At 68.3% G+C, this 16,331-nt stretch carries 19 protein-coding genes and 1 pseudogene; 11 read left to right on the plus strand and 9 right to left on the minus strand.

Annotated features, from left to right (window positions below; all coding sequences use genetic code 11):
- Positions 1 to 248: 248 nt before the first annotated feature.
- Positions 249 to 1,430: an ISAs1 family transposase gene (locus QF035_RS53685; protein ID WP_307530380.1), complete on the minus strand. Its 1,182-nt coding sequence runs from the start codon at positions 1,428 to 1,430 to the stop codon at positions 249 to 251.
- 388 nt (positions 1,431 to 1,818) lie between these two features.
- Between QF035_RS53685 and QF035_RS53690 the strand changes: the two genes are divergently transcribed.
- From QF035_RS53690 to QF035_RS53720, 7 genes are all read left to right on the plus strand, one after another.
- Positions 1,819 to 2,529, plus strand: coding sequence for a tyrosine-protein phosphatase (locus QF035_RS53690; protein ID WP_307530382.1), 711 nt, complete (start codon positions 1,819 to 1,821; stop codon positions 2,527 to 2,529).
- Positions 2,530 to 2,924: 395 nt separating this feature from the next.
- Positions 2,925 to 3,662, plus strand: coding sequence for a phosphotransferase family protein (locus QF035_RS53695; protein WP_307530385.1), 738 nt, complete (start codon positions 2,925 to 2,927; stop codon positions 3,660 to 3,662).
- A gap of 539 nt (positions 3,663 to 4,201) precedes the next feature.
- Complete coding sequence (locus QF035_RS53700; protein WP_307530387.1) at positions 4,202 to 4,927, plus strand: GAF and ANTAR domain-containing protein; 726 nt, start codon at positions 4,202 to 4,204, stop codon at positions 4,925 to 4,927.
- A gap of 250 nt (positions 4,928 to 5,177) precedes the next feature.
- Positions 5,178 to 6,137 (plus strand): LLM class F420-dependent oxidoreductase, encoded by a 960-nt coding sequence (locus tag QF035_RS53705; RefSeq protein WP_307530389.1) that lies wholly within the window; start codon positions 5,178 to 5,180, stop codon positions 6,135 to 6,137.
- A gap of 186 nt (positions 6,138 to 6,323) precedes the next feature.
- Positions 6,324 to 6,923 (plus strand): flavodoxin family protein, encoded by a 600-nt coding sequence (locus tag QF035_RS53710; protein WP_307530391.1) that lies wholly within the window; start codon positions 6,324 to 6,326, stop codon positions 6,921 to 6,923.
- A gap of 70 nt (positions 6,924 to 6,993) precedes the next feature.
- Positions 6,994 to 7,560: a type 1 glutamine amidotransferase domain-containing protein gene (locus QF035_RS53715; RefSeq protein WP_307530394.1), complete on the plus strand. Its 567-nt coding sequence runs from the start codon at positions 6,994 to 6,996 to the stop codon at positions 7,558 to 7,560.
- A gap of 96 nt (positions 7,561 to 7,656) precedes the next feature.
- On the plus strand, positions 7,657 to 7,827 hold the full coding sequence (locus QF035_RS53720; RefSeq protein ID WP_307530396.1) for a hypothetical protein: 171 nt from the start codon (positions 7,657 to 7,659) through the stop codon (positions 7,825 to 7,827).
- A gap of 148 nt (positions 7,828 to 7,975) precedes the next feature.
- On the opposite strand, the gene QF035_RS53725 is transcribed toward QF035_RS53720, so the two are convergent.
- The 7 genes and pseudogenes from QF035_RS53725 to QF035_RS53750 form a co-directional block, all read right to left on the minus strand.
- A complete protein-coding gene (locus tag QF035_RS53725; RefSeq protein ID WP_307530398.1) occupies positions 7,976 to 8,641 on the minus strand; it encodes an HAD family hydrolase in 666 nt (221 codons plus the stop codon).
- Positions 8,638 to 9,714, minus strand: coding sequence for an iron-containing redox enzyme family protein (locus QF035_RS53730; protein WP_307532013.1), 1,077 nt, complete (start codon positions 9,712 to 9,714; stop codon positions 8,638 to 8,640). Before QF035_RS53730 ends, QF035_RS53725 begins: the two co-directional genes overlap by 4 nt.
- A gap of 69 nt (positions 9,715 to 9,783) precedes the next feature.
- Positions 9,784 to 9,954: pseudogene (locus QF035_RS56135) on the minus strand (CDGSH iron-sulfur domain-containing protein); the annotation flags it as partial.
- A complete protein-coding gene (locus QF035_RS53735) occupies positions 9,938 to 10,633 on the minus strand; it encodes a HemK2/MTQ2 family protein methyltransferase (protein ID WP_307530400.1) in 696 nt (231 codons plus the stop codon). The gene QF035_RS53735 and the pseudogene QF035_RS56135, both read right to left, overlap by 17 nt.
- A 378-nt stretch (positions 10,634 to 11,011) precedes the next feature.
- Entirely contained in the window at positions 11,012 to 11,872 is an 861-nt protein-coding gene (locus QF035_RS53740) for a DUF72 domain-containing protein (RefSeq protein ID WP_307530402.1), read from the minus strand.
- 241 nt (positions 11,873 to 12,113) lie between these two features.
- Complete coding sequence (locus tag QF035_RS53745; RefSeq protein ID WP_307530403.1) at positions 12,114 to 12,749, minus strand: hypothetical protein; 636 nt, start codon at positions 12,747 to 12,749, stop codon at positions 12,114 to 12,116.
- Complete coding sequence (locus QF035_RS53750) at positions 12,746 to 13,378, minus strand: diguanylate cyclase (RefSeq protein ID WP_307517541.1); 633 nt, start codon at positions 13,376 to 13,378, stop codon at positions 12,746 to 12,748. The genes QF035_RS53745 and QF035_RS53750 overlap by 4 nt, the downstream gene beginning before the upstream one ends.
- Positions 13,379 to 13,719: 341 nt before the next feature.
- Here QF035_RS53750 and QF035_RS53755 point away from each other — a divergent pair, with 341 nt between their 5' ends.
- Both QF035_RS53755 and QF035_RS53760 read left to right on the plus strand, forming a co-directional pair.
- A complete protein-coding gene (locus QF035_RS53755; RefSeq protein ID WP_307530405.1) occupies positions 13,720 to 14,073 on the plus strand; it encodes a hypothetical protein in 354 nt (117 codons plus the stop codon).
- 107 nt (positions 14,074 to 14,180) lie between these two features.
- A complete protein-coding gene (locus tag QF035_RS53760; protein ID WP_307517538.1) occupies positions 14,181 to 14,507 on the plus strand; it encodes a plasmid stabilization protein in 327 nt (108 codons plus the stop codon).
- A 72-nt stretch (positions 14,508 to 14,579) separates the two neighbouring features.
- On the opposite strand, the gene QF035_RS53765 is transcribed toward QF035_RS53760, so the two are convergent.
- On the minus strand, positions 14,580 to 15,335 hold the full coding sequence (locus QF035_RS53765) for a transposase family protein (RefSeq protein ID WP_307521419.1): 756 nt from the start codon (positions 15,333 to 15,335) through the stop codon (positions 14,580 to 14,582).
- Positions 15,336 to 15,458: 123 nt separating this feature from the next.
- Here QF035_RS53765 and QF035_RS53770 point away from each other — a divergent pair, with 123 nt between their 5' ends.
- Together QF035_RS53770 and QF035_RS53775 are read left to right on the plus strand one after the other, a co-directional pair.
- Positions 15,459 to 15,863 (plus strand): hypothetical protein, encoded by a 405-nt coding sequence (locus QF035_RS53770; RefSeq protein ID WP_307530407.1) that lies wholly within the window; start codon positions 15,459 to 15,461, stop codon positions 15,861 to 15,863.
- A complete protein-coding gene (locus tag QF035_RS53775) occupies positions 15,860 to 16,297 on the plus strand; it encodes a hypothetical protein (protein ID WP_307530409.1) in 438 nt (145 codons plus the stop codon). Before QF035_RS53770 ends, QF035_RS53775 begins: the two co-directional genes overlap by 4 nt.
- Positions 16,298 to 16,331 lie beyond the last annotated feature (34 nt).

The following is a 16,331-nucleotide window of genomic DNA, read 5'->3' on the forward strand; positions in this document are numbered from 1 at the left end:
GGCCTGCCGGATCTCCTCGAAAAGTCACTCGTGCGACCTGGATGCACGGTTCTCCTGACATGAGCGTGATCAACAAGACCTGGCGTGAACGGCTACGCAGCCCAACCCACCCCGTTACGTCAACTGCGGCATGTCACAGACCATCGCACTGACTGGCTCCCCAACTCACCGACACCCCTGGCCCCAATCGGCCTGAAACGATGGCTCCCAAATCAGAGTCATTGCATGATCGCGATCGTCCGGGCTGATCACGTGAGACCGAGGGCTGACAGCGGGCGGTGGTAGTCGCGGCTGGTGTGGCGGTGGGCGGCGGCGATGTTGGTCTCGCCGTTCTGGCGGAAGACGCTGATGGCGAGGTTGCGCAGGCCGGCCATGGTGCGGGGCAGGTGGCCGGTGCGGACCTTGGAGTCGTCCTCGCGGAAGGTGCGGTCACGGACGTGGTGCAGGAGGTTCTCGATGCCCCAGTGGCCTCTGATCCAGGCGGCGAGCTGGGCCGGGGTGGCGTCGTAGATGTCCAGGCTGGTGATCACGTAGACCCGCTCGACGGTGAGCTTGCCCGTACTCAACTCCCTTCGCCATCGGACGACTTGGATGGCCTGGCGAGCGCCGGGATAGTCGAGGTGGCGGAAGGCTGCGGCCTTGAGCCGACGGATCTCCACGCGGTGGTGAGCCTTGTCGCGGGTGCGGTGCTCCAGCGGGATCTCGGCCCACGGCAGCTTCCTGACCTGCTCATACAGACCGGGATGATTCTTCTTGACGATGGCCAGGTAGTGGGCGCCGCGCGTGCGGAGATAGGCGCCGTGGGTGTGCTGGGTGTGCAGGGCGTCTGTGGTCGGCACGGTGCTTTCCAGGTCGATGGTGTCCAACAGGGGCTGGAAGGCGGGGATTTCGTTGCTCTTGGAGGCGACCTGCCGCTGGGCCAGGACCACGCCGTGGTGGTCCATCGCGGCCAGCAGTTGGATCGCGGAGGCCGTGGTCGTACGAGAGCCGCGCACGGTCTTGCCGTCGACCGCGATCGCTCGCAACGACGGCTTCGGCGACGGCTCGGGCAGTTGCGACGGTGGTGTTCTGGCCTGGAGGTATGCACCAATGGCCGCGTCGAGGGCGTCGCCGTCGACGCGTTGGAGCAGGCGGCGGACCGTGGCCGCGTGCGGCGTCGGCCGGATGCCGGTGAGCGGGTCGGCCGGGAAGCCGAGGACCCTCAGGACGGGCTGCGGGGCGTCCGTTATCCATTCGCCGATCGCGATGAGGGAGCGTGCGCCGGTCAGGACTGCGGCGGCGGCCGCACAAAGCAGCGGGAGCAGGGGATACCGCCGCCCCCGCAGGCCGCGTGGATCGGGCACCCAGATCAAGAAGCGACGCAGGTCGGCGGCGTCCTGCTGGGTGAGGCGGAGGTTCGGGAAGGCCAGTTGCCCCAGCCCGGTGGTCATGGGCGATGATGTTCGGGCAGGCACGGTCTCGCTCGGTTCTCATGGGTCTCGACAACCACATGATCACCAGCGCTGCTTCCCGGGAACGTCCCACCCCGCACCGGGACATGACGTCATGTCATGCGCGAGACCGGCGAACCGGACCGATCCCGAACACGCAATGACCCTGGGTCGTGGGGGCGCACAGAAGCATCCATCATGCGCCCATGTGCTTCGAAATGGCATCGATGGCTGGTTTATTGATCTGGAATGCATTCAGTGATCAATCAGCAATCAGAAATGGCGGAACTTCGCTGGCGACAGGGGAAATTCAGCTCGCTATTCTTGCGGCATGACGCGCCCACAAATATCCGAAGAGTCGGCAAGTCGCCCACCCCAGAGCCATGCGATGGACGTACCGAACGTGCGCAACCTCCGAGACGCTGCAATATCCCCGTTGCGAACCGGGCGGCTCTACCGGTCAGGATCTCTGAACCGGCTCACAGAAGAAGGTGCAGAGCGCATCAGCCAGCTCGGCATTCGCACCGTGATCGACCTACGCGGTAATGCTGAGACGGCCGTATGGCCGGGCAACAGACATAACGCGGGTGTTGAATGGGTCTCCCTTCCTGCGCTCCCCGACCGGGCGGGGCTGGTGGAGCTCGGCTTCACGGACTTCTCTGGATTCGAGGGCAAGGCCTGGCCGGTCGATCCCGCACAGCTGTACCCCTTCATGGCGGTGTACATGGGGCCGGCGATCGGGCGCCTGGTGCACCGGCTGATCCGCCCGGGCACTCTGCCCGCGATCGTCCAGTGCGCTGTGGGCAAGGACCGGACAGGCCTCGCGGTGGCCGTGATCCAGTCGCTCCTCGGGGCTCCCTGGCAGGACATCGTCGGCCACTTCGTCCAGTCGAACATCGAGCTGACGCTGACGGCCGGTCCCACCCCCTTCACCGACGAGGAAGGGGTCACCAGGTACTCGCACCCCGTGACCGAAGGGCTCCTCCAGTCCGCCATGGAAGCGATCAACCGCACACATGGCGGCCTGGACTCCTACATCGAGGCCCACGGAGTCACTGCCGAGGACATCGGTGCGCTCCGTTCGCTCCTGGTGCCCTGACATGGTCCCTGCTGGCGCGTGCCCTCGGCGTGATCGCCGAGGGCACCTGTGTTGCGCCAGTTAAGGACGAGGGGCGAATCTGAGCCATCCTCCGCGGAGGCCAGCCGACGGTGGCGAGGTGCGCGACCAGGCGACTCGTGCTTCATTCGCCCTGGGCAAGCCAAGCGGCAGTTCGATCGAGCGTCGTCATCTGCGGTCCGGGGATAGCGAGATTCGATCTTGAAAGCGGCGCAGTTTCATCACCCTGCACCCACTTCTGCGATCCTTTCGCCGCTGTGGGCTCCGGCTCCGCTAGCATCGCTCGGGTTGCAGGACGGGCTCTCGTGCTCCGATGTAAAAGAGTGCTGTGTGGTGCCCGGGTGGGTTTTGATGATCAATGCGCAGGAGTGGCAGCCATGAGTGATGCGTTGGCCGGTGCGGTTGCCCTTGAAGGCGGTCGAATGGCGGCGGGCGTAGTACGGGTCGATGACACCGTGCGAAAGCCCGCAACGGAGTCATCAGAATTTATGGCTCGTCTCCTGAAATTGTTCGAGCAGCAGAGTTTTGACAATGCGCCGAGGTATCTCGGGCAGGTCGATGGGAAAGACCTTCTCGGCTTTATCGAGGGAGAGGTTCCCGCACGCTTCCAGCCGTGGTCCGATGCCCAGGTGCATGCCGCAGCGGTTTTGCTGCGGCAGGCGCACGACGCCACCCGCGGAAGTGAACTCGCCGGCCGCTTCGACGTCGTCTGTCATCACGATCCTGGCCCGAACAACTTCGTCTTCCAGGACGAGGTTCCTGCGGCAATCATCGACTGGTCCGAAGCCGCGCCGGGCAGCCGTCTGGAGGACCTCGGATACCTATCCTGGACCTGGACGATTTCGTCGAAGCAGCGCATGCCGCTGGAGCGCCAGGCTGAACAGGTCCGGCTCATCGCCGATGCCTATGGCCTGGGCGAGGCCGAGCGGCACGCTCTGGTCGACTGCATCCTCGAACGTCAGGTGCGCAACGTCCGGTTCTGGTCCGAGTTCCTGGCTCAGCCGGAGACGGCGCCGGCCGCTCCCGACGTGCTGAGTGACCGGATCGAGTGGAGTCGGCGGGAGCACGCCTTCACCTACGCCCACCGGGACGTGTTCGACACGGCGCTCGTCTGAGGCGAACAGCCTGGTCAGCGAGGCAGGGCGGATGAGGGCGGCCTGCGCAACGAGGGTCTGCAGGCTGGGGCCGCCACGCCCGTCGACATACTCGCGGCCGGTGTCGGCGAGCTGGGACCGTGCTTCAGATTCGCGGATGCCGACCACGTAGAGGCGGTAGTCGGCGACATAGCCCTCGGCGATGCCGCGGCCGAAGGGATAGTCGTACAGCACCGGCCCGAACAGGTCGGTGTCGTCCATGGACAGGTAGCCGTGACGGCTCGCGGCGGCCGCGTCCACCCGCGGGGTGGCCGTCATGAACAGCCGGCGCCGGGCGGGGAGGAAGGTCTCATCGGTGACGACCGGGCTGGTGGCCGAGTCCGGGCGGCTCGGCTGAGCGGGGGCCTTCGGATGGTTACCCGTGACAGTGAGAAGGCCGCGCTGCGTCGGCGATTCCGCCGGCGTCAGGCAGTGGTGACACTGGAGGTGTTCCTTCGGACGTTGGATTCCGTAGCCCCGGTGGCAGACGCGATGCCACGGGCCCTGCGAAGGGACCTCTGATGCGTGCCGAGGACGGGTACGACGGCAGTCACATCACCCAGTGGCTGCTGGAAACCGATTCGCTCGAAGGCCTGCTGCAGACACTGGCCGATGCCGCCGTCGACCTGTCTCACGCCGTGGGTGCCGGCCTGACGCTGCAGCGCGACGGCCGGCCGCTGACCGTGGTCAGCGCCGGCACCGCGGCGGCCAAGCTGGATGAGAAGCAGTACGGACAGGACGACGGTCCCTGCCTGCAGTCCCTGCGCAGCGGCAGGGAACTGCTCGTCCACGACATGGTCCGGGAGACCCGGTGGGGCGACTATCCGGCCTACGCCGCGGCCTGCGGGATCCGGTCCTCGTTCTCCCTGCCGGTCGCGCCCGGCACCCAGAGCGCCGGCGCGCTCAACCTGTACGCCGCTCCGCCCGACGCGTTCGAACAAGACGATCTCGCCCCTCTGCGCTCCCTGGCCGCCCAGGCCACGGGCGCCATCGCGCTGGCCCAACGCATGACCGACGCGCAGGAATTCGCCGACCAGCTCCAAGAGGCCATGAGGTATCGCAGCGTCATCGACCAGGCTCTCGGCGTGGTCATGGGTCAACGCAAATGCACCGCGGAGGCAGCCTTCGACATCCTGCGCTCCGCCTCCCAGCACCGCAACATCAAACTCCGCGACCTGTGCACCGAACTGATCACCAACCTCACCGGCCGGCCCCCCACCGCACCCGAACTGCGCCCCCGTCCCTGACCCCGCGTCCGAGGACCTCGGGCCTCGGGCTCGCCGGAGTTTTCCTGACTTGGACTGCGGCCCCTGGGTACACGGGCCACTCGAACCCTTTCGTGTGGTGCCCCTTGCCGGGATCGCGCAGGCTGATCAGGGTGGCGCCGAGGAAGCCGCGGGCCCGCGCCGGGTCGGACTGGGAGCCGGGTGAGACCCCGCGAAAGGGCTGACGCGGCGGGCCTTCGACGGCGCATGACGATGCAGTGAGGAGCAGGCAATGACGCGTTTCGGATACTTTCTGGCGAGCGAGGAGTTCACGCCCGCCGAACTGCTGGAGCAGGCTCGCGCCGCGGAACAGGCGGGGTTCACCTGCCTGGCCATTTCCGACCACTACCACCCGTGGACGGGCGAGCAGGGGCAGAGCCCTTTCGTGTGGTCGATGATCGGTGCGCTCGCACAGGCGACGTCACTGCCCGTGACGACGTTCGTCACCTGCCCCACCGTTCGTATGCACCCGGCGATCAACGCTCAGGCCGTCGCCACCTCAGGAGTGCTCACCGGCAACCGCTTCAGGTTCGGCGTGGGCAGCGGTGAGGCCCTCAACGAGCACATCCTCGGCGACGCCTGGCCCGCCGTCGACGTACGCCTGGAGATGCTGGAGGAGGCGGTCCAGGTCATCCGGAGCTTGCAGAGCGGCGACGAGGTCACCCACCGCGGCAAGCACTACACCGTGGAGAACGCCCGCCTGTACACGGTGCCCGACGAGCCTGTGCCCATCTATGTCTCCGGGTTCGGCCCCAAGGCCGCGGCGCTGGCCGGCCGGATCGGGGACGGATTCGTCACGATGACGCCGGATGCCGATCTGGTGGGGCAGTTCCGGCGCGCGGGAGGCGGCCAGAAGCCCGTACTCGGGGGTGTGAAGGTGTGCTGGGGCGCCGACTCGGGCCAGGCGGTCAAGACGGCCCACCGGCTGTGGCCGACCCAGTTCCTGCCGGGCGAACTCGGTCAGGTGCTGCCCGACCCGGCCCATTTCGAGCAGGCGTCGACGCTCGTGACCGAGGAGGCCGTCGCCGATGGCATGGTCTGCGGAGACGACGTGGACGAGCACGTCCGCGCCGTCGCCGCGTACGTCGACGCGGGATTCGACGAGGTGTACGTCGGCCAGATCGGGCCCGACCAGCAGGGCTTCTTCGACTTCTACCGCAGCGAAGTCCTTCCGCGGCTTGACGACCGGTGACCTTGCGTCAGCGCCGCGCTCCCGCTCGGTCGATGCCCGGAACGGCATGCGCCGACGCACGAGCGGCGGCCCAGCTCACCGCGTGGCGCGAGGACCACAGTGCGCTGCGCACCCCGCTGCCGGGCCCGCCGCCCACCTGATCCGGTGATCCCGCCCACGCCATCCTCGTACAAGGAGAAGTTCACCATGCGCGCCCTTTCCTTGGTCTGCACGCTCAACTCTTCCCCCGCCCCCTCCAGCAGCCTGCTGCTCTCGGACCAGATTTCCGCCGAACTCGACAAGCTCGGTGTGCCGACCGAGACGGTCCGTGTCGCCGACCACGACGTACGTCCCGGCATCGGGGTGGACATGGGGGAGGGCGACGCCTGGCCAATGCTGCGCGAGAAGGTGCACCAGGCCGACATCCTCGTGATCGCCACCCCGATCTGGCTGGGCCACCCCTCCAGCATCTGCCAGCGGGTTCTGGAACGGCTGAACGCCGAGTCGTCGCAGACCGACGAGCAGGGGCGCCCCCTCCTGTACGACAAGGTCGCCGCGGTCGCTGTGGTCGGCAACGAGGACGGCGCGCACAAGGTCAGCGCGGACGTCTTCCAGGCGCTGAACGACGTCGGTTTCTCCCTCGCCCCCGGCGCCGTCACGTACTGGGTCGGGGAGGCCCAGCAGGGCACCGACTACAAGGACCTCGACGGGACACCCGAGGCCGTGGCGGACACGACCCACACGCTCGCCGTCAACACCGTCCATCTCGCGAAGCTCCTGAAGGAACACCCCTACCCGGCCGGATGACAGGGCCGGAGCCCGTCCGGATCAGAGCGGCACTCGTACAACCCACCCCGCGCGCAGAAAGGTTCACCCCATGACTGACCGACGACTCGACGGCCGCAGCGTCCTGGCCCTCGTCACCAACTACGGCGTCGAACAGGACGAACTGCTCGTCCCACTGCGGGAGTTGCGCAAGGACGGCGTCGACGTCACCGTCGCTGCGGTCAGCACGGACCTCGTCCAGACGCTGCAGGGGGACAAGGACCCCGGCGAGAGCGTGGACCCGGACGTGTCCCACGAGGCTCTGGGCGCCGCCCCGCACGACCTGCTGCTCATCCCCGGCGGCACGCTCAACGCAGACCACCTGCGCCTGGAGACGGCCGCCGTCGACACGGTGAAGGCGTTCGCCGCGAGTGGCCGACCCGTCGCCGCCATCTGCCACGGCCCGTGGGCGCTGGTGGAGGCCGACGTGCTGCGGGGCAAGACCCTCACCTCGTACCCGTCCCTGCGCACCGACATCACCAACGCCGGCGCCGAGGCGTGGGTGGACGAACCGGTTGTCGTGGACGCGGAGGGCGGCTACCCGCTGATCACTTCCCGCACCCCGAAGGACCTGGACGACTTCGTGACGGCGATCCGCGAACGGCTCGCTCAGGTCTGAGAGCGAACGGACAGACGAGCGCAGGACGACGTGTGACCCGTACCGGGCCTCCGCCGGCCGGGACAGTTGCTGATCGTCCCGCGTTACGCCGGTGCTGTGGCCGCCGACTTCACGTCGACGACCCGCGGGTCCACGTGGACGATGCGTTTCCACCGGGGCGACTGGGACACGGAGATCGGCACCCGCCCGGAACTCACCTGCGACGAGCAGGAGTTTCACGTCTCGGCGACACTCGACGCGTTCTGGGGACGGCGGCGCGTCGTCTGACGGACGTGGAACGAGTCTGTCCCTCGCGACTGCCTCTGAGCGGGCGTCGGGGAGGAGGGTGCGGTGTCGGCCGATGACCTTCGAAAACCTGAAGAGGACGAACCGGCGGCCTGAACGGGCGGACCCCGGCGGCCGGATGCCCGACCTCTCAGCCCCGTCCGAGCGCGCTGCCGTTGAGGTTCCTCAGCAGGTCGGCCGTGTCCGTGTACACCTCCGCGGCCCCTGCGTCCTCCAGTTCGGCGCGGCACACTCCGCCGCTCAGTACGGCGATGGGGAGGACGCCAGCGCGTCGCCCTGCCCGCATGTCCCAGACCGAGTCGCCGACGAAGACGCTGCCCCGGGCCTGGGCTCCCACCAACTCCAGGGCGTGCCGGACCGGATCGGGTGCCGGTTTGCCCGCGTCCACGTCGTCGGCGCTCGCGGTCTCGGCGATCGCCTCGTCCGCGTCGATCGCCGCTCTGAGAGCCTTGAGTTCGGGCCCGCTCGCGGACGTGGCGAGTACAACGGGACGGCCGTCCGCGTGCAGTCGCCGTAGGAGGTCGCGGGCACCGTCGAAGGGGGCGAGGCGCTCGTGCCAGGTGCCGTACAGGGCCTTGTGGCCGGCGCTGATGGCGGAGTCCTCGTCCCGATCCCGGTCCTGGCCCAGTAGGTGCTCCAGCAGGTCGGTCGAGCCGAGCCCGATGGCGCTGTGCACCGATGTCATGGAGACGTGGTGGCCTGCCTGGCGCAACGCCTCCCACCAGCACACCGTGTGCAGGTGATTGGTGTCCACGAGGGTGCCGTCCACGTCGAAGACGGCAGCGTGCGTACTCACGGTGTAACTCCTTGCGGCGGTGTGTCCGTGTCCGGCAGGGGGCGCAGCAGCGCGCTCCTGCCCTGTCGCCATCGGGTCAACAGCTGTTCGCCGAGGCGGTCTTCAAGGAATCCGGTGGCGCTCACGCCGAAGGCGACGTCTCCGTCGAGGAAGGGTTCGGCGCGCAGCAGGCCGTCTACGACCTCGTGGCGGACCACCTGTTCGTGCACCGCGTCCGCCTCCACATGTTCGTCGTAGAACCGTTGGGCCGCCGGGCCCGCGTCCAGCCGCCGCAGGGCGTTGGCCAGGCGTCGCGAGCCCGGCGACGAAGTGATCTCGACCGTCGCGAAATGGCCCACCAGGGCGCCGCGCAGGCTGCGGTGCAGACCGAACAGGGACATGACGTTGACCGTGGCGAGGGCGGCCGCCGGGGCAGCGTCGAGGTAGTGGCCGTACGCGGTCTCCAGGCCGAGGCCCCTCATCAGGTCCGCGAACAGACCGGCATGAATGTTCTCGGCCCGTCCGGCCCCGAACTCGTCGTACTCGACGGCCGCCATCGCGGCCTTGGCCCGGCCGTGCAGGCGGGGGATGACCCAGGCGTGAGGGTCGGCTTCCTTGAGGTGGTAGAGCGAGCGCAGGGCGGCGTACTCCCTGAACTGCCCTGTGTCCCCGTCACGTTCAAGGTAGTGGCTCACGCTGCCGGCCTGGTGACCGGCAGGCTCGATCTGCAGATCGGCCAGCGCCTGGGCGGCATCCGCCTGAGGCGCCGCGTCGAGACGCAGCTCGGCCAGGAAATGTTGCTCGAGCAGACGACGCAGAGCCAGCAGACCCGGCTCCCACTCCAGTTCAGGATCGACGCCCTGAAACCCCTGGTAGTGGAGCTCGTAGAGCACGTACAGGGCGAGCTGGAGGTCTTCGCCGTACGGCTTGGCGGCGGTGATTCCGCGCTGCTGCGCGAGGAGGTCGGGAGGGACGCCATCGCCTAGCGCCGCGATCACCCGACTGGACAAGTCCCCCCGCGGAACGGGGAGTTCGGGCTGTCGAATGCGCGACTCCGGCGGTCGAGGCGAGGGCTTCAGGCGCCTAGGGGCCATGTCTCCTCTCCTCCGGCGCGGTCCGGCCGCCGAGGCGGGTTCCTGCGTGGCTTTGCGGCGGTGGCTGGTGTCGCACCAGGGGAAGGTACGGCTGCGTCGGCAGGTGCAGATCGCGACCTGAAAGCGGTGGGACTCGTGCACCACGCCTTCGCCGACGGTCACCTCGACCGGCCCCTCCACGAGCAAGGGGCCCTCGCGGTCGACCCTGATACGACGCGGGCGCTCAGAGGAGTTCGGCACGGATGACCACCAGCTCTTCCATCGTCGCTTCCCTGCAAAGGAGACCCTGGGTGCAGAGCCAGCTCCGGCGTGCTCGCATCACCGGGCCGAAAGGCACGAAGGCCCGGTCGATCACTGCCGCTTTCATACCGAGTCCGTCGAGGTGCTCCAGGCTCTCGTCCTCGCCACACAGCGCGGAGTGGACAATCAGCAGCGTGCCGCCGGGGCGCAGGGCCCGTGCGGCGGCGGCACAGACCCGGTCGACGACGGTACGACCGGAAAGCCCGCCCTCCCACGCCAGCGCCGCGCCGCGCTGCGGCAGAGACCACGGGGAGGGCACATAGGGCGGATTACTCAGGACCAGGCCGAATGTGCCGAAGCCCGGTACCGCGCCGAGGTCGCCCTGTCGGACAGTGACGGCGGCACCGTTGAGCAGTGCGTTCAGGCGCGTCGTCCACACCGCCCGCCACGAGATGTCGACCGCGGTCACCCGCGCCCCGTACCGCGCGGCCGCGAGCGCCAGCGCACCTGAGCCGGTGCCCAGGTCCAGCACGGCGGTATGTGGGTCAACGGGTTCGTGGTCGAGGGCCCGCAGCAGGAGCGCGGTGTCGTCGTCGGGCTTGTACACGCCTCGAGGCGCCAGCAGACGGCTTCGGCGGGGCAGCTGTACTGCGTCCCCCGCCCTGGGCTGTGTCGTCATGCAGTGCTCACCACACTGGGGATCACGGAGATCAGAACCGGACCGTCCTCTCACCTTGCGACGCCGCGCCACGATCGGCCACTCGAAGCGCGTCGTGACGCACCGTGCACGTACGGCACGGGTGTGCGCCGACAATTAGGAGTGCCCAGAGGACGACAGCTGAATCGTGGCGAAGGCGGCTCGGATCGCGGCCCTCGCAGCCAGACATTGGCTGGTGAGAGGGCACCGGAAGGTGTCGACAGGGGGTGTCAGAACTGATCCCGGACGGTTCAGCTCCGCCATGCGTGTGCCTGGTGTCCGACGCCGGGCTCCGCGTTCACCGTGGATGAGGTGATCGCGGTGACCGGCACGGAGACGGCCCCGCTGAGCTGTCGTCGATCACCCACGCCAGTCACCTACGCGCAGCAGGCGGTCCATCTGCTCCGCGGCCCGCACCGAGGCGCCACCGCAGCAGTTGTTGAAGAGCACGTGGACCCGCTTCGCCTCCCCGGCCAGCTCATGCAACCGAGGCAGCCACTCGGCGAGTTCTCCTTCGGAGTACGCGTACCGGAAGCGCCCCTCCTTGCTCCCTCGCCCCCATGAAGCGCTGCGTCCATGGAACCGCACGACGGCCAGCCGCGAATTGGTGACGGGTGTGGCGGGCGGCAGGGAGGAAGGCAGCCCTTGGACCATGTCGACGGCGACGGCGGCCATGCCATGGTCCGTGAGCAGGGCGCACGTCAACTCGGCCTGCCCTTCACGCCACCAGTCGGGATGCCGGAACTCCACAGCGACAGGCCAGCCGGTCGTGCGTCGGGCGGTCTGCGCCAGGATCCGCTCGGCCCGAGCTCCGGGCCCCAGCCACGGCGGGAACTGGAACAGCACGCTGCCGAGCCGCCCCGCCCGCCGCAACGGCCCTACTCCCTCAGCGAACCGCGACCACACCTCGTCGAGCACACCGCCGTCCCGCGCATCGGCCGGCAGCCCTTCCGGCATCATCGACTCGCGGGTGGGATGCCCGGTCAACAATGAGAACGCCTTTACGCCAAAGGCGAATCCGTCCGGCGTGCGCTCCACCCACATCCGGCTGACCCGTTCTTGAGGCAAGGCGTAGTACGACGCGTCGGCCTCGACGACCGGAAACCGCCCGGCGTAGTACCGCAGCCGTCCTTCCGCATCCCGCTGACCGGCCGGATACCAGCCGCTGCGCACCAGTGCCGGATCGGTCCACGAGCAGGTGCCCACGAGGATGTCGCCCATACGAGACCGGTACCCACAGGACACGAGCCTGCCCGTGAGATTCCGTGCGGTGCCAGCCTGACTCCACCTCGGCTTCCTGCCGGGCGGGGAGCAGGGCTCCTCGCACGGTCTTCACCCCGCGCTTTCCGGGTCCGTCCGACCCGACCGCACGGTCTACGTCATCACGGCCTGCTCGGTTCGGCCTCGACCGGGGCGCTGATCGGACCGGCCGCGTTTCACCGGCTGGTCAGCGGACGGCGGATCAAACCGCAGACGACCGGCCCTCGTCGGGATCATCCTCTTCTGGTACGTACTGTGTTGGTTTCTGTTGCCTCATTGGGTCAGGGGTGCCACTACACGGAGATCGAGACGGATGACCCCGATGCGCCGGTACCTCGTTCATGACCGGGTGCGGTGCGTGTGCCGATGCTGAGAACGAAGACTCCGGTGGGAAGGGCCTCGCCGTCGACCCAACCGAGTCTGTGGATATGGGGCCGTACTTACTGCTGGCGTGGGCACATGCCGCGTCGCACACGGCGGCTCGCGGCCCCCACCGCCACGTTGCTGCACACCTGTAGCGGCTCTCCGCCGATCCGGTCGGCCAACACATCGAGGAGCCCGTCGGGAGACAGCCGCAGCAGACCCCGCTCCGCGTCACAGACGAGAACGCGGCCGTCGGTCTGCGCGGTCGATCCGAGCGGACGGCCCCCGTGTGCGCTACCTGCTCGACAGCGTGTGGTGGCGCCGGATCAACGCGCAGAACGCGGCCGTCCTCGACCCCGGTCAGGAGCCGGCAGTGGCCGTCCGGCGCGACGTGCTCCGGCCCTCGACCGGCGAGGATCCGGTGTCGTACGACCAGTGTGCGCGGTTCGACCCGGGCGGTCCGGGGCCGTGTCACGCGGCAGTTGGCCGAGCACGCAGGCAGCGAAGCATTTCCTCCGCGTAGGGCAGGGCCACGCCGGCGCCGATGACCGCCGCCAGAGCGGCGAGGTATCCGGCGGACAGCGGATGCCTCTTGGGGAGCAGGCGCCAGTCGTCGGCCCCGCGGCCGCCGCGCAAGGTGGCGCGCACCTCCTCGGAGTGCAGGCATGCGGTGAACGCCATCGCCGTCAGGGGCAGCACCTCGAGAAAGCTGTGAATGTGCTGTTCGACGGGGCGTACCTCGCGCTCGCCCGTTGCGAGGGTGACGTCCCACAGGGCCGTGGCCGAATGCGCGAGGGCCGCGCCGCCCATGACGGTGAGGACGAGCGGGTTGATCCGGGCGAGCAGGCCCATGGCGACCGGGATGCCTGCCTCCGTCATCATGAGCGCGTGCACGGCGGATTCCTTGGTCCCGCTCGTCGTCTCGATGTGCGTCCTGCGGTGCATGATCCAGTCGGCCACGGCAGGTACGACCCACAGGGGCAGGACTCCGTAGAGCAGAAACCGGCGGTTGGTGTCCTCGGCGTCGGTGGCGTGCATCGGGACGCTCAGATCAGCGCCGCGGCGCCAGTGACGCCACGAGCGGGAAAGCGTGCGCAGAGACATGGGGACCTCCTCCGGAGGGCTTGAATGCGAGAGCTGCACCGCAATGGGTGTCACCGGCGCGGTACCCCTCGGGACGTGTCCGACACGGGCAGCGGTGGGCAGGACCGCGGCCTGGGCGAGAAGCCGCAGACGGGAGCTTTACCTTCATGGACCGGGGCACCCGGAAGATTCCGGGCTATTGCGGTCCTGTCTGAAGAGAGGCGAGAGGCAAATGTCGTCAGTCGCACCTGCCAGCTTCTCCACCGATCTCGATGATCTGACGGAACAGGCGTCAGCGCTCGCTGAGAGTGGGCGAATCCGTCTCGTCCCGCACATGCTTTCGCTGCCCGAACAGCAGCACGATGTCGCTGCGCAGTGTCGAGGCCGGGGAGGTCTCGGGCGAGGGATTCCTGGATCTGGCTTCGCATGTCGGTTCTCGGTTTCTCTACGCGGAGTTCGACTTTGTCGACGCCGCCGCGATGCTGGATGCGTCGGCCCGAGGAGCACTGACCGAATTCACTGGTCATGAGGCGTCTCGCTGGTCCGTTCTGCGTCGGCGTATCCGGGAAAACGACGGACGGTGCGCCAAAGCGCAGATGGCCTTCACGGATGGCATGGCGCTGTTCACATGGGTTGGTGAAGCCGATTGGCTCGGTGATATGGCGGAAGAGTGGGGGATCTTGTGTCGGGCAACGACGCCGGATCGGATTACGTAGCCGACGGTGGGTACTCGGGGTGTTCCCTGGTATTGGCAGTCACGTGGCGAGATGCCGCACGATGTGAGCCCCTGGAAGGGGGCCTTTGCCCGACGAGAGGAACGGTCATGCCCGCAGGAGCGAGCCGCAAGAGGGAACGACAGTACGAACACGTCAAGGAGAGCGCGAAGCAGCGCGGGGAGTCCACGAAGCGAGCCGAGGAGATCGCCGCTCGCACCGTGAACAAGGAGCGGGCCCGCAGCGGTGAGTCCCGTACGGCCAGCCGCACCTCCACCAAGGACTCCAAGTCGGCTTCCGAGCGAGGAGGCGAACGTTCCCACAAGGGAGCGCAGGGCCGCACCAAGGACCAGCTCTACGCCGAAGCGCAGCGCAAGAACGTCAAGGGCCGCTCCTCGATGAACAAGGCGGAACTGGCCAAGGCAGTGGGCCGCTGAGCCACACCTGCACGCAACGTATTTCGGGAGGCGTGTCAGCCTGCGCGCTCTGACATGGAGCCTTTTCCAACCTCACGCTGATGCGTGGTGAAGGACGAGGACGGCCTTCACCACGTCGGTGATTCGGTTGGTGCTGCAGCGGAGCTTCCGCAGGAGGCGCCAGCCCTTGATGGTGGCCATGGCCCGCTCGCCGAGGCAGCGGATCTTGGCGTGGCTGGTGTTGTGGCGACGCTTCCATCGCTTGAGGCGGCGGCCCCGAAACGGAACCCGGACGGATCCGCCGGCGCCTTGATACGCCTTGTCCGCCCAGCAATTGAGCCCCGCATCGGCGAGGGCTTCGATGATCCCGTGCTGCCGCGCGGCGGTCAGGTCGTGAGTCGAGCCGGGCAGAGCCGGCGAGGCCCAGAGCAGTCGTCCGAAGGGATCGGTGAGGACCTGGACGTTCATGCCATGGCGTTTATGTTTCCCTGAGTAGTACGGGGCGTCGGCGGCGATGCGGTCGATCGGCAGCAAGGTGCCGTCGAGGATGACGAACGCCTTCGCCCGGATAGTCGTCATCGCCTCGTCCAGGGACGGCGCAAGGGCGGCCAGGGCCTCGACGGCTTCACGTATGTAGCGGTACGCGGTCGCGATCCCGATGCCGAACCCGGCGGCGAGCTGGGCGTAAGTGTCACCGCACCGCAGGTGGGCCAGGGCGAGCAGGGCCTGACGTCCGGCAGGAAGGCGCCGCCACCGCGTTCCGATCTCCTGCCGCCGGGCTGTCAGTTGCCCGGTCAGGAACCGCAAGGTGCGGCTGGACAGATCAATCGAGGACGGGTAGACAAGCACGCGAAGCTCCTGGCGGACACGGGTGATCTTCGTCGAGAACCCGTCTACCAGGAGCTTCGTCGTTGTGCAGGACAGTCCAACTCGCGGTCAGCGCCGCCAGCTTGAAAAGGGCTCCGGGTACGCGTGGAGCGCACCGCGTCGTTCGAGGGCCGAGTGGTGACAAGCGCCGGCAGCGCAGAACGGCTTCTGGAGCAGACGGATCCCGCGATCTATCACGGGCAGGGCATGACCTGTGTACGGCGCGCGGCCACGGCCGCCTGCCGCCTGGCCAAGCTCGCACTCGGGCTGCCGGACGACGACGCACCGGACGAGTCGGAGTGCCGATCCGCGTGCGCCAACCTCGCCTACACCGACCGCGACATCGAAGACGTGCAGCGCCGACGCGAGCGGCATCGGGCCGACGCTGTCGACCCACTGGCACCCAGGCCCCGGCGCGACCGCGCGGCGGCGCAGGCCGCTCAGCTGTCGGGGATCATCGACCGCCACCAAATACAAGGCGTCCCTGACGCCGGGGAGAGGATCGCATGACCAGCCGACGCCCCCGGGATCTGGAAGCCGAACGCGCCGCGCTTCGGACCGCGGCTGACCGCCTCCTGGCCGGCACACCCCTGCGCTCAGCTTCCGGAAAACTCACCGCCACCGAGCTGCTGCGCGAGTCCAGCCTGAGGCGAGACGTCGCCTACGGCGACCACAGAGACCTCATCGAGGAGTTCCAGGCCCGCGTCAAAGCTCAGAACGCGACACCGGCTGCCATGCAGGAACTCACCGACCGCTACGGCGAGGTGCAAGAGAAGCTGGCGGCCGTCACGAAAAGGCTCGCGAACGAGCAAGCCCTCAGCGCCGCGCTGCGGCGGATCGTGGCCGAGCTCGACTTGGAGCTCGCGCACACCCGGGAGCAACTCGAACAGTCGGGGACAGTCACCCGTCTTCCCGCCGCGCGTCGGCGGAACCGGTCCCGGTGACGGTCCTCTCCAGGAGGGCCAGCACGTGTGCAAT

The organism is Streptomyces umbrinus, from assembly GCF_030817415.1.
In the GTDB taxonomy this organism is placed as follows: Bacteria; Actinomycetota; Actinomycetes; order Streptomycetales; family Streptomycetaceae; genus Streptomyces; species Streptomyces umbrinus_A.

Bases quoted from the DNA above. Each gene is read 5' to 3' on its own strand.
- QF035_RS53685 (WP_307530380.1), bottom strand. From the start codon at position 1,430: ATGACCACCGGGCTGGGGCAACTGGCCTTCCCGAACCTCCGCCTCACC.
- QF035_RS53690 (WP_307530382.1), top strand. From the start codon at position 1,819: ATGGACGTACCGAACGTGCGCAACCTCCGAGACGCTGCAATATCCCCG.
- QF035_RS53695 (WP_307530385.1), top strand. From the start codon at position 2,925: ATGAGTGATGCGTTGGCCGGTGCGGTTGCCCTTGAAGGCGGTCGAATG.
- QF035_RS53700 (WP_307530387.1), top strand. From the start codon at position 4,202: ATGCGTGCCGAGGACGGGTACGACGGCAGTCACATCACCCAGTGGCTG.
- QF035_RS53705 (WP_307530389.1), top strand. From the start codon at position 5,178: ATGACGCGTTTCGGATACTTTCTGGCGAGCGAGGAGTTCACGCCCGCC.
- QF035_RS53710 (WP_307530391.1), top strand. From the start codon at position 6,324: ATGCGCGCCCTTTCCTTGGTCTGCACGCTCAACTCTTCCCCCGCCCCC.
- QF035_RS53715 (WP_307530394.1), top strand. From the start codon at position 6,994: ATGACTGACCGACGACTCGACGGCCGCAGCGTCCTGGCCCTCGTCACC.
- QF035_RS53730 (WP_307532013.1), bottom strand. From the start codon at position 9,714: ATGGCCCCTAGGCGCCTGAAGCCCTCGCCTCGACCGCCGGAGTCGCGC.
- QF035_RS53735 (WP_307530400.1), bottom strand. From the start codon at position 10,633: ATGACGACACAGCCCAGGGCGGGGGACGCAGTACAGCTGCCCCGCCGA.
- QF035_RS53740 (WP_307530402.1), bottom strand. From the start codon at position 11,872: ATGGGCGACATCCTCGTGGGCACCTGCTCGTGGACCGATCCGGCACTG.
- QF035_RS53750 (WP_307517541.1), bottom strand. From the start codon at position 13,378: ATGTCTCTGCGCACGCTTTCCCGCTCGTGGCGTCACTGGCGCCGCGGC.
- QF035_RS53755 (WP_307530405.1), top strand. From the start codon at position 13,720: ATGTCGCTGCGCAGTGTCGAGGCCGGGGAGGTCTCGGGCGAGGGATTC.
- QF035_RS53760 (WP_307517538.1), top strand. From the start codon at position 14,181: ATGCCCGCAGGAGCGAGCCGCAAGAGGGAACGACAGTACGAACACGTC.
- QF035_RS53775 (WP_307530409.1), top strand. From the start codon at position 15,860: ATGACCAGCCGACGCCCCCGGGATCTGGAAGCCGAACGCGCCGCGCTT.